10 protein-coding genes are annotated in these 12,471 nt (G+C 46.1%); 5 read left to right on the top strand and 5 right to left on the bottom strand.

The genetic code is table 11. The features are described 5' to 3' along the window. Positions 1 to 18: 18 nt before the first annotated feature. The 5 genes from pgl to H735_RS04380 all read right to left on the bottom strand — a co-directional run bounded on the left by pgl (position 19) and on the right by H735_RS04380 (position 6,600). Positions 19 to 735, bottom strand: coding sequence for a 6-phosphogluconolactonase (gene pgl / locus H735_RS04400; RefSeq protein ID WP_020197501.1), 717 nt, complete (start codon positions 733 to 735; stop codon positions 19 to 21). Next, on the bottom strand, positions 732 to 2,234 hold the full coding sequence (gene zwf, locus H735_RS04395) for a glucose-6-phosphate dehydrogenase (RefSeq protein WP_020197500.1): 1,503 nt from the start codon (positions 2,232 to 2,234) through the stop codon (positions 732 to 734). The genes pgl and zwf overlap by 4 nt, the downstream gene beginning before the upstream one ends. Before the next feature lie 617 nt (positions 2,235 to 2,851). Continuing rightward, positions 2,852 to 3,538: a response regulator gene (locus H735_RS04390; RefSeq protein WP_020197499.1), complete on the bottom strand. Its 687-nt coding sequence runs from the start codon at positions 3,536 to 3,538 to the stop codon at positions 2,852 to 2,854. Further along, positions 3,535 to 5,154 carry an ATP-binding protein gene (locus H735_RS04385; protein WP_020197498.1) on the bottom strand — a complete coding sequence of 540 codons (1,620 nt, stop codon included), beginning with the start codon at positions 5,152 to 5,154 and terminating at the stop codon, positions 3,535 to 3,537. The genes H735_RS04390 and H735_RS04385 overlap by 4 nt, the downstream gene beginning before the upstream one ends. Positions 5,155 to 5,412: 258 nt before the next feature. Continuing rightward, positions 5,413 to 6,600 (bottom strand): MalY/PatB family protein, encoded by a 1,188-nt coding sequence (locus H735_RS04380; RefSeq protein ID WP_020197497.1) that lies wholly within the window; start codon positions 6,598 to 6,600, stop codon positions 5,413 to 5,415. A 564-nt stretch (positions 6,601 to 7,164) separates the two neighbouring features. Here H735_RS04380 and H735_RS04375 point away from each other — a divergent pair. From H735_RS04375 to H735_RS04355, 5 genes are all read left to right on the top strand, one after another. Beyond that, on the top strand, positions 7,165 to 7,392 hold the full coding sequence (locus H735_RS04375; RefSeq protein WP_010648656.1) for a hypothetical protein: 228 nt from the start codon (positions 7,165 to 7,167) through the stop codon (positions 7,390 to 7,392). A 150-nt stretch (positions 7,393 to 7,542) separates the two neighbouring features. After that, positions 7,543 to 8,958 carry a TolC family protein gene (locus H735_RS04370; RefSeq protein ID WP_020197496.1) on the top strand — a complete coding sequence of 472 codons (1,416 nt, stop codon included), beginning with the start codon at positions 7,543 to 7,545 and terminating at the stop codon, positions 8,956 to 8,958. Positions 8,959 to 8,961: 3 nt separating this feature from the next. Beyond that, positions 8,962 to 9,942 carry an HlyD family secretion protein gene (locus H735_RS04365; RefSeq protein ID WP_020197495.1) on the top strand — a complete coding sequence of 327 codons (981 nt, stop codon included), beginning with the start codon at positions 8,962 to 8,964 and terminating at the stop codon, positions 9,940 to 9,942. Between the two features lie 18 nt (positions 9,943 to 9,960). Further along, complete coding sequence (locus H735_RS04360) at positions 9,961 to 11,148, top strand: ABC transporter permease (protein ID WP_020197494.1); 1,188 nt, start codon at positions 9,961 to 9,963, stop codon at positions 11,146 to 11,148. Next, on the top strand, positions 11,145 to 12,296 hold the full coding sequence (locus H735_RS04355) for an ABC transporter permease (protein WP_020197493.1): 1,152 nt from the start codon (positions 11,145 to 11,147) through the stop codon (positions 12,294 to 12,296). The genes H735_RS04360 and H735_RS04355 overlap by 4 nt, the downstream gene beginning before the upstream one ends. Positions 12,297 to 12,471 lie beyond the last annotated feature (175 nt).

Below are 12,471 nucleotides of genomic sequence, written 5' to 3'. Positions count from 1 at the left end.
ATTCGACCAGCGGCCGCATTAAGCGATTTTTGCCGCTGCGTCTAAATCTAAATACCATTCCGTCAGACCCGCTTTCGCTTGGATCTTCGCTGCCGGATATGGAAGTACGCGTGCTGGTGAGCTGTTAATCTCTTCGATAATGTCTGCTTTACCAGCGCCAAGTACCAAGTAACTGATGCGCTTCGCTGCTTCTAGTACACGTGCCGTTTTCGATACACGAATCTGACCAGACTCAGGATGAGACGCCAATACTGATAGGTTCTCATCATCGTAGTTTGTCTGACCTGGGAACAGCGATGCGGTATGACCGTCTGCGCCAACACCAAGTAAGATCCAATCAAACACAGGAGTGCCATTTTCAGTTGGAATCACTTCTGCCATCTCTTTCGCAAAGCGTTGTGCTTCAACTTCTGGCTCGTCTTCACCACGAATGCGGTGGATGTTCTCAGCAGGAATGCTTACTTGGCTAAATAGTAGCGTATTTGCTTCACCGTAGTTGCTTTCTGCATCATCAGGAGCAACACAGCGCTCATCACCCCACCAGAAGTGCAGGTTTTGCCACTGAATTGACGTCGCGTAAGCTTCTGTTGCCAATAGCTTAAACAGCATTTTAGGTGTGCTGCCGCCAGAAAGAGAGATGTGAACAGGTCGGCCCATTTCGCTAAACGCTTTCATGTCGTTAGCAAGGCTTTCTACTACCTGCTCTGCTGTTTGGTAGATCTTATGGTTGATCATAGTTCGCAGTAGTCCGTATCTGTTAGGTTTTTACAAGGGAAGCGCCATGCGCGGTTAGCTCGTTGTAGCAAGTCGTCCGCTTCTTTTGGTCCCCATGTACCACATGCGTATCCGAATAGCGCTTGTGGGTCTTGCTTGAAATCTAGAATTGGTTGCACGTATTTCCAACACGCTTCAACCGCATCGCTACGAGCAAATAGCGTTGCATCACCGTTTAGGGCATCAAGAAGTAGACGCTCATAAGCAGTTAGCATTTGGGTTTCTTGCAGATCAGCGTAGTGGAAGTTCATTTTCACTTCCTTCGCTTTAAAGCCTGCACCCGGCTCTTTCAGACCAAAGCTCATTTGGATGCCTTCGTCTGGCTGAATACGAATAATCAGTTTGTTCTCTGGTGCGTTTTGACCAAACACTGGGTGTGGTGTCTGTTTAAAGTGGATAACCACCTCAGTAACGCGAGTCGGTAGACGCTTACCTGTACGAACGTAGAAAGGCACGCCATTCCAACGCCAGTTATTGATGTAAGCTTTCAGGCCGATGTAAGTCTCAGTACGAGAATCGTCTGCTACGCCGTTCTCTTCACGGTAACCTGGAAGTTGTTGACCACGAACTTCAGACGCCGTGTACTGACCCAATACAAGGTCGTTGCGAAGTGCGTCTTCATCCAGTGGTTTAAGACACTGAAGCACTTTCACGACTTCATCACGCATCGCGTCAGCATTGATTTGTGCAGGTGGTTCCATACCAACCATTGCTAGTACTTGTAGCAAGTGGTTTTGGAACATGTCGCGCACCGCACCTGAACCATCGTAGTAACCGCCACGTTCTTCTACGCCTAAGAATTCTGCGCCTGTGATTTCCACGTAATCAATGAAGTTACGGTTCCACAATGGCTCAAACATAGCGTTAGAGAAACGAAGTACAAGAAGGTTTTGAACCGTTTCTTTACCTAGGTAGTGGTCGATACGGTAGATTTGATGCTCTTGGAAGTGCTCGTGGATTTCTTTGTCCAACGTACGCGCTGATTCAAGATCGTAACCAAAAGGTTTCTCGATGATCAGACGTTTCCAACCATCTTCCTCGTTGTTCAGACCGTGTGCTGCAAGGCTTGCAGGGATCACGCTGTAAAGGCTTGGTGGCGTCGCAAGATAGAAAAGCGTATTACGTTGTTCGAATTGGTATTCGTCTGCCAGTTGGTCTAAACGAGTCGCCAACTTGCTGTAATCTTGTGTGTCAGAAGTATTGATTGCTTGGTAATGCAGGTGGTTGATAAATGCATTAAGCGTTTCTGGCTCAGTTTTCTCCATTTCCTGAAGCGATTTTTTCAGCTTTTCGCGGTAAGAATCGTCGCTGTATTTAGTACGACTTACGCCAAGAATGGCAAAATTCTCTGGAAGCTGTTTGTTCGCATAGAGGTGGTATAGAGCAGGAATTAACTTACGGTATGTAAGGTCGCCTGAAGCACCAAAAATAACGATGCTGCTGTTTTCTGGTATTACCATCATCTTTCCCTTAAAAACGAGGTACTTATTGTGTGCCCGGATACGGCTAAAAGGATTGAGCCAACCCTATCAATGGCACCCCAAAATAGAAAATTGGTCTTACCTATTACGTTGATAGGTAAAGCCTATAGTCCCAAATCACTGCAACTGCTGAGCTCCTTAAACATAGTCTGGATTTCAACATTTGTAGGTCGTTTAGAACGCTTATGTCTCTCGAGTACAACCTTGCACTCTGCGGAGGAGATTTCCGACACGGGGGCGTATTGTCTACGACTATTTGATTTACATCAACACTTGGCGGTGCAAACGTTTAAATAATTTACACGATACGCAACAAAGCATTGAATAATAAGAAAAAATCAATAAGTACTTGAGAGTTATAAAATTTAAGCAAAAACTCTAAATTGAAGAATAAATGTTCAAATTTGCAATCCATTACATAAGTAATGCGATTCAGTTGGAGTTTACTCCTCAATTCGCAACTCGTTGAGAATGATACCTAATGAATTATAACCGAGCGTTCTATCGGGAAGTAGGCAGGGAGATAGTGGTTAATACTTAGAAATGAAAGGATGGCTAGACAAAAGCCACCACTTTATGAGTTAAAACGACAATGATTACCTTATCACTTTTTTATAGCTGCGCTCTGGTCGCCCTACTGTGCCATAGTTTAAGTCGGCTTCCAGTTCACCCGAACTGATCAGGTATTCAAGATAACGTCTGGCAGTTGTTCGGCTAGCACCAATCTGCTCGCCTGCTTCGTCCGCCGTAAACATGCCTTCTCCAACAAACAAAGCACGAATCTTGTCTAAAGTTACGCCATCGATTCCTTTTGGTAAGCGTTGTGGCGCATTGTCTGACCCTGTATTTGATTGCAACATCTTATCAACCAAGTTCTGGTCTAAGCTTTCTGCTACGTTCAGCTGTTGGCGTTGAGAGATGTACTTTTGCAATGCCGCCTCTAATCGAGGGAACATAACGGGCTTGAGTAGATAATCAACGACCCCGCCTCGCATCGCTTGTTGAAGCGTGTCCACATCTCTCGCCGCGGTAATTAAAATCACGTCACAAGTTTGATTGTTTGAGCGCAGCGTATTGAGAATCTCCAAGCCCGTTCCGTCTGGTAGATAAACATCCATCAGTAACAGGTCTGGTTTAAGGATCTCTAACTGCATTTCTGCTTCCATCCGTGTCGTTGCTATGCCCACCACTTCCAAACCGGAGAGTTGACTCAGATACTTGTGGTGAAGCTCTGCAATGGCAATATCATCCTCGATGATCATGACTCGCGTTGCCGTATTCATACTTGTTCTTCCTTAGGCAAATACACGGTAATTCTCGTTCCATGTTCTGTATTTGGTAGCATCTCAACATAACCGTGATAACGCGTCGCCAGTTGATTCACAAGGTGTAGTCCTACCCCTCTATTCTGGCGAGACTTGGTTGAAATGCCCTTTTTCAAGAGCTCTTGTGGCTCAATGTTTTCCGGTAGCCCACAACCTTGGTCGACCACCTCTAAAATCACTTCGTTTCCGTAATCACTGATAGACACATCAATACTGCGACGCTCTAACGCAAACGCAGATTCAACACGAATAGAAGACAAAGTTGCGTCAAATGCGTTATCGACAAGATTGCCAAGAATGGTCACCAAATCTTCGGCGTTGAGCCATTCCGGTAACGGTTCTAGGCGACTGCCTTCTTCTACCACCAGTTGTAAGCCAAGCTCACGAGCACGTTCTGTTTTGCCTAAAAGCATGCCAGCGATAAGCGGATCTTTAATGGTGTCCCGCAAGAACTCAATCATCGCTTGGTAATGCGCCGTCTCTTGTCCAATAAGCTGCTGCACCGCTTCTAGCTCACCCATTTGAACCAAGCCGCTAATGGTGTTGAGCTTGTTTCTATGTTCATGCGTTTGTGAGCGAAGCAAATCCGCGTACTCTTTGGTTTGCGAAAGTTGCTCAGTGAGTTCGTTGATTTCATCACGCAAACGGAAGCTCGATACGGCACCGACGATTTTGCCATCCACAAAGATCGGTGAACGGTTCGCGATTAAGCGTTTGTGATTGAGGAAGATCTCGATGTCGTGATCTTCTTGTCCTGTTTCTAACACCGTATACAAATCGCTATCTCGGAGCGTATCGGTCAACGGTTTGTTGAGCGCGGCTTCTCGGTCGATGCCTAGAATTTGGCATGCGCTACGGTTGATTGAGCGTAATACACCTTGCGCATCAACACTGAGCACCCCTTCTTTAATGGTGCTCATAGTCACATCCAATTCACCGTATAAACGACCAATCTCTTCCGGCTCAAAGCCCATGATCGCTCGTTGGAACTTACGTGACGCATAATTAGAGACCACGGCATTGGCTGCAACCACAACCAGTGCCATTACAATTAGAAAAGCAAGAAACGGCTCGATGCGGTCTTGCAGACGCTCCAATAGATAACCGACAGAAACCACCCCAATGATGTTGCCTTGCTGGTCAAAAATCGCTGCTTTACCACGCACGGAGTAGCCCAAAGAACCTTGAGCCGTAGAGATATAGGACTTCCCTTCCACCAGCGCCCTCTGGTTATCACCGCCTTTCATCGGCTTACCAATACGTTCGTCGACGGGGTGAATCAGACGCACGCCATTTTTATCGCCGATAACAATAAACGCAGCACCTAACGCATCGGTCATTTCACGAAATCGCTGTTGGTATGGTTCAGGGTTTTGAGATTCGATCATCTCGATGACAATGTGGGATGTCGATAAGAAACGCGCCACGCCTAGCGCTTTCTCACCCATCTCTTGTTCTTGATCGAATTTAAGGTAAGTAAAGCCCGCAGCCACAAGGATAAGAAGTTCAATCAAACCCGATAACGTCATAATAATGAGCATGCGCTTACGAAAGCTGATCGAACTCCAACTCATTGATACATCCCTTACCGTTGTGAACATTCCACGTCATTGTGGAGACACATTCTAAATTAACACTGAGTTAACAATGAGGCTTTTACTAAATGACAAATCTGTGAACGAACGAAATGATCTCGTGTGTTTCCGATTAATAACTAATCGAGCAGAAGCACAAGCACTTCAAAAGTGGGAGAAAAACTTGATGGAATAAAACGCAGAAACAGAAAGATAAGCGGTCAGGCGATCATGTATCTCACCTGACCTTGTTGGTTTTTATCGAGAAGCAAAAACGCGCTCTAAACGCTCCAGTGCTTCCTCAATCACCGCAGTCGGACAAGCCACATTCATACGAATAAAGCCTCGTCCCATTTCGCCGAACATGCTGCCACCTTCGAGAACCAAGTGGGCTTCATCAGCCAGTAGATTGAGCAAGTCAGCTTCTTCTAACCCAAACTCAGAGAAATCTAGCCACGCCAGATAAGTCGCTTCAGGGACATAAAATTGGCTTTTTGGAATGCGTTGTTCAATGAAAGACGCCATCAAAGCCAAATTCGTGTCGATAACGTTATTGACCTCTTCTACCCACTGCTCTTCTTCGTTGAATGCAGCAATCGTCGCGTCCAATGCAAACGGAGACATGCCTACCTTTCCTGTGTAGTTGTTCAATGTCTCCCTATGCGATGCGTTCTTGATGACCAAGTTAGTAATATGTAGCCCAGCGACGTTAAACGTTTTGTTTACCGCCGTTGCGATGATGCTATTTTCACTGTGTTCCAAGTTAAGGGCAGAAGTAAACGAGCTGTCTTTGCGAATCAAATCCGCGTGTATTTCATCCGAGAAAAACAGCACATCGTTGTCTGCACAAATCTTAAGAAGAGACTGCGTGACTTCCGCAGACCAAATATTGCCAGTCGGGTTGTGAGGGTTGCAGTAAATAAAGATCTTGTTGTTCGGGTCTTTGCACTTTTCTTCAAAGTCCACCAAATCAATGCTGTATTGGTTGTTCTGATCTTTAATCAGATGGTTTCGCACGACTTCACGGTTGGTCTCTTGAATCTGCAATTGGAACGGGTAATACACCGGAGGCTGAATAATGACGCCTTCCCCTTCTTTACTGAAGGCTCGAATCACATTACGAACCGCAGAAACGGTTCCGGCACTGTACACAATCCAATCCTGCTCAATCGACATATTATGACGTCGGCCATACCAATTGATGACGCTGTTATAATACGGTTCAGTCTGCTGTGTATAACCCAAAGTGCCTTGCATCGCTCGATTAGTCAGCGCGCGAGTTATTGCTGGCGCACACTCAAAATCCATATCCGCCCCCCAGAGGGAAATGGTGTCATCGTAATAATTCACCCCTAAAAAATCTTTGACTATCTGGTGGTTTGTCTTCGCAGCAAAGCTGTTTTTTCGATCTAACGTTGTGGTGAAATTATAAGAATTCGTGGTCATGAAACTGGTACCTTTAGCGCTTAAAAATGAGAGAAGCGAAGAAATGCAATGGGATTACTTGAGTCTAATTTAGCGACCATTGTTGATTAAAACTCTGACACCCCGCAAAAAACAGCAACGTTTCCAACTTGCGTGAAACGGCACAACTCGACGTCTTCGTCACTTTCAATCACGGCGCGTTTAACCGCAGTCTCAACGCTCAATTTATAGCCGCCATGAAATATCAAAAACAAATCATATCGCCAGCCAAATAATGTTGTTATTTATTCAACATCATACATAAATTGCCATCCAAATCTTGAACATGATCACACCAATTTGAGCGGTTTTTGAGGCGTTTTTAGACTTTCCGTCGTATAATTTTTAGTCAAGAAGCCTACTAGAGCTTCGAACAAAGAAAGCAGCCAACTGGAAGTCTATTTAACGCTCAACACTTGCGTCAGAAAATTTGAAGATACATTGATAAAAATACAAACACTGACCGTAGGACAAACACTTAGACACCATCTGCACTGCAATAACTATAAACAGAGGTGCTTTTATAGTTAGAAGGAACACCAAAACATGGAACGCGATACATTTGGAATTTGCCTGAATAAGGCCATGCTGTCAGAGAATATGTATTCAACGTTTACACACGTCAGAGCTTATGAAAAGAGTGATGCTAGCTCCGCAGATCTTAAGGTGCTGCTGTCATTCCCACAGATGAGTGGTAAAGACTTGCTGAATACAATGCGAGGTTCTCGTCAGCTTGAGTGGAGAGCAGAATTTCACTGCCCTTCCATGAAGTGAAACAGTAGAAAACACGTAATAACGCTGCGCCCAACTAAGCCCCACTTAATTGGGCGCAACATTTCTCCAACAATTCTTTTATCCAATCACTTAACACTTTCTAATGAATACTTTATATTAGAGCTAATACTCTAAAGCAAAGTAGCCACTATGAAACAAACCGGAAAGTTCTGGATTTTGGGCATTCTCAGCAGCTCGATTTCTCTTGCCTGTCACTCTGCTCCCATCACATTCGATGATGCATGGAAATTGTTGTTAGAAAACAACTATTCCCTTAAAGCGCAACGTGCCAACGTAGAAAGTTACGAATACCAACAAAGCGCGACAGATAACCTCAACTTACCGCAAGTAAGCATCGGCGCGAACTACACGCGTTTAGATACAGACGTCACCTTGTCCGGGCAGCAGATTCTCGATAGCACTGGGCAACACATTAGCGTGCCACCTGTTTTCCAACCTATTTTTAGTGCGCTTGCGAATACCACATCGACGATCACAGAGCGTGACATCTTCTCCTCTTCTATTCGTGCTATTTGGCCAATCTTCACTGGTGGTCGAATCAATGCCGCTCAATCAGCAGCAGAAGGTAAAACAGACGAGGCGAAAAGCCAGCTCGCGATGGAGCAACAAGCGCGCTTTGAAGATCTCTCCAAATACTACTTCTCCGTGGTCCTAGCAAAAGAAGTGTTGGCAACGCGCCAAGCAGTAGAGAAAGGCTTAACCAAACACCGCGACTTTGCGATTAAGATGGAAGAACAAGGCCAAATCGCTCGCGTTGAACGCCTTCAAGCCGAAGCCTCATTAGACAAAGCCAAAGTCGAAACACGCAAAGCAGCCAGTGATCTGAGTATCGCGCAAGCGGCTCTTGGCAAGATCTTAGCGCAGAACGATTCTGTAGAACCTTCAGAAACGCTGTTTATCAACAATAACCTGCCGCCGTTGAGCGCATTTGTTGATCAAACACTGCTGACCTACCCGGGCTTAGATTTGTTGGATGCCAAACACAAACAAGCATCAAGTCTAATCAAAGCTGAAAAAGGCAAATACTACCCAGAAGTTTACCTATACGGTGATTACAGCCTGTATGAAGATGACTCCCTTGCCAGCCAAATGAAACCGGATTGGTTAGTTGGCGTCGGCGTAAATATTCCGCTTATCGAATCCACTGGTCGTAGCGAGAAAGTAAAAGCGGCGCAAAGCATGGTCACGCAAGTCGATGCGCTAAAATCTCAAGCGAAGCAAGATTTGTCACTTCTGGTACAAAAAACGTATCTCGAAGCACAACAAGCCATTGATGAAGTGCAGGGGCTAGAATCGAGTATCGCCCTTGCAGACGAGAACCTACGCTTGCGCGAAAAAGCCTTCACTCAGGGCTTATCGTCCTCTTTGGATGTCGTTGACGCGCAACTGTATGTCGCCAGCGTAGAGACACAGCAATCAGCAGCACGTTTCCGTTATCTGATTTCTTTAACCAAACTATTAGCACTGAGCAGCGAAATGAACAGCTTCGCTCAATACCAACATACTGCTTACGTTCCAGCATCAGCATCCAAAGAGGCAAAATAAGTCATGGCAGCAAAATCTCTAAAACCCGCTCTACTATCACTTTGTGCTTTGGGCGTCGCTTCTTGGGTTGGTTACCAGTTCTACCAAGCGTATCAACCGGAACCAGCACGTCTACAAGGGTTGATTGAAGCGCAGCAATACAGCATCTCTTCTAAAGTCCCAGGTCGTATTGATGAAGTCATGGTGCGTAAAGGCGATGATGTCGAAAAAGGTCAGTTGATCTTTACCCTTCACAGCCCAGAAATCGAAGCAAAATTGGAACAAGCAAAAGCGGGTGAAAAAGCCGCTGGCGCACTAGCATTAGAAGCAGAAAAAGGCGCACGTGAGCAACAAATTCAAGCCGCAAAAGACCAATGGTTGAAAGCGAAAGCGGCGGCAGATTTGATGGAAAAGACCTACCAACGTGTAAACAACCTTTATAAAGATGGCGTAGTCGCAGAGCAAAAACGCGATGAAGCGATGACGCAATGGCAAGCATCGAAATACACCGAAAGCGCAGCATTCCAAATGTACAACATGGCGAAAGAAGGCGCGCGTAGCGAAACCAAAGTCGCTGCAGCAGAGAAAGCACGCATGGCGGCTGGCGCAGTAGCGGAAGTAAAAGCGTACGCAAAAGACACGCAAATCTTCAGCTGGTTTGATGGTGAAGTCTCTCAAGTTCTATTGCAAAGCGGCGAACTGGCACCTCAAGGCTTCCCGGTTGTGACGGTTATTGATACCCAAGATTCTTGGGCGACACTGAACGTACGCGAAAATTTGCTCAAACACTTCACCAAAGGCACGACTTTCAAAGCTTACCTACCAGCACTGGATAAAGACGTTGAATTTAAAGTGACTCACGTTGCCGTAATGGGTGATTTTGCTACATGGCGCGCGACAGACGCATCGAAAGGTTTTGATCTTCGCACATTTGAAGTGGAAGCTCGCCCTACCCAACCAGAGCCTGAGCTACGCATGGGCATGAGTGTTGTGGTTGAGCTGTAATCGCGTTGGTTTAAAACTATGACGATTCAAATCTCACAACGACAAATCCTGCGGCGCGATAAATGGTTGTTATCTTGCCTGACATGGGTGCCGATCTTATTGGCCGTCACTATTTGGGGCGTGTTCTCTGCAGGTATTGCCAGAGATCTCCCGATTGGTGTGGTTGATTTGCAGCACTCGCAATTGTCACGCAAGATGATTCAGTCTCTTGATGCCTCTTCCACTCTTTCTGTTGATTACCACTACACCAGTTCAACAGAAGCGAAGAACGCAATGATCGAGGGTGATATCTACGCTTATGCTGTGATTCCCCCTCAATTTGACCAAGACATTCTTTTGCATCGGCAACCGCAGCTATCGGTCTTCTTCAACAGCCAATACATTTTGGTTGCAAAACTGATCAACTCGGCGGTCGCGCAGTCTCAAGGGTATTTTGATGCTCAGCTAGAAACAATGGGTAACCTAGCAAAAGGCAACACCACAACACTTGCTGCTATTGGCCAAGCCGTGCCAATTTCGACTCAGATTACGGCCTTGTTCAACCGCAACACCAACTACGCTCAGTTTTTGGTAACAGCGATTGTTCCGGCGATCTGGCAGATCTGTGTCGTGGTCAGCACCATTTTGATCCTCGCAGCGCATTTTCGTCTTTATGGAAATGGCAACAACAGCTTCGCGTTCTTAGGCGATCGCCCTTTCACTCGACTAAGCAAAATTCTAAGCCAGTACATTCCTGTCTTTATGGCACAAAGTGCACTGTTCTTAGTTTGGTTTTATGTGGTGCTTGATTGGCCGATGGAAGGCAGTTACTTAGTGATGTTATTAGCGCAGTTCGTAACGACTATCGCATGCATCATCATGGGAGCGTTGTTCTTCTTCCTATCGATGGACCCAGCACGTGCGATGAGCTTTGCTGGCGCATTTACCGCACCGAGCTTTGCATTTATGGGGATAACCTTCCCGGTTTCCGACATGAACGCGTTAGCGCAAGCATGGCGAGGATTACTGCCAATTACACATTACATCGAAGTTCAAGTGGATCAAGCAAGCTACGGCGCGAGTGCGACACAGTCAATTGGCTCACTCTGGCCGATGGTTGGGTACATTATCCCGCTACTGATGACGGCAGCGTTATTAGCAAAACATCGTAATACAGCTTTGTTAAATAGCTCGTCCTCAACAGATAGCAAACAGGAGGCAGTATGACACTGTGGCAACTGATCAAAACAGAACTTCGCTCAGTGATGACCAATCCTGTCGTGGTACTGACTGTCTTTGGTGGCGTGGTGTTTTACTCATTCTTGTACCCGCTTCCATACGCGCAACAAACGCCAAGAGAGCAGCCGATTGCGATTGTGAACCTCGATGGTAGCCAAACAAGTTTAACCCTAGAGCGCATGGTCGACGCGACGCCTCAGGTTAAAGTCGTGACACGATTACACACGATTGCAGATGCAAAACAAGCATTCCTTAACCGTGAAATCACCGGCTTTTTGGTGATTCCAGAACACTTCTATAAAGACTTGATGCTTGGCAGCAGCCCTACTCTGGCTTATGCCGCCGACGCTTCTTACTTCTTAGTCTACGGCACCGTAGTAGAAGGCTTGGCAACAGCAGGCGGTACGCTTGGCGCTCAAGTTAAAGTAAGCAAGATGGTGATCGATGGCGTGCCACTGAGTATGGCGAGCCATGATTACTCCGCGATTAAGCTGAACATGAAGCCAACCTTCAACCCAACCATGGGCTACATCGAATACGTAGTGCCAGCGGTATTTGTATTGATTCTTCAACAAACATTGATCATGGCCGTCGGCTTGCAGACAGGTACGCAACGTCATGGTCGCGGTTATTGGTCTCAGGTGCCAACAGGCGCTCTGCTACTTGCCAGAACCTTGGTCTTCGTAGCTATCTACTACCTACTCAGCGCCTACTACTTTGGCTTCAGTTTTGAACGCTTGAACGTCAACCATGTTGCCAACGCAGGTGAGCTACTCACCTTGTTATTGCCATTCTTACTTGGTTGTTGTGGTTTAGGTTTGTGGCTCGGATACTTGCTACCAAGACGCGAGCTGGTGACATTGGTCGTGCTGGTTAGCTCAATGCCATTAATCTTCTTGGCAGGCTTTATTTGGCCAGTTGAGTCGATCCCAGCCCCGCTGCTTTGGTTTGCAGACTTGAGCCCAAGCACTTGGGCAATCAAAGGCTTTTTAGCACTCAACCAAATGGGCGCAACATGGCAACAAGTCGCAAAACACTGGACCGCACTTTGGGTTCTGACGGTACTTTGGGGTGGCGTTGCTTACTGGATTGCCAAACGCAATACCAAACCAGTAGTAACAAAAAGCTTAGGTTAACGACTGTTTATCCAATAAAGAAAGGGGCTCACGTAGCCCCTTTTTGTTTGCTCGGATACTGTAGTGACTGAATTGAGTAGAAGAGTCGTTGGCTAGTTTTTGGACACAAGCGTATCAGTGACTTTGCTAATTTAGCTTATGATAAATTATTAGATGTATGGTAAAGCCTTCTAAT

This window comes from Vibrio owensii CAIM 1854 = LMG 25443 (genome assembly GCF_000817815.1).
Classification (GTDB): Bacteria; Pseudomonadota; Gammaproteobacteria; order Enterobacterales; family Vibrionaceae; genus Vibrio; species Vibrio owensii.
The sequence above is the reverse complement of the archived record's forward strand: the minus strand, read 5'-3'. Positions and strand labels throughout refer to the sequence as shown.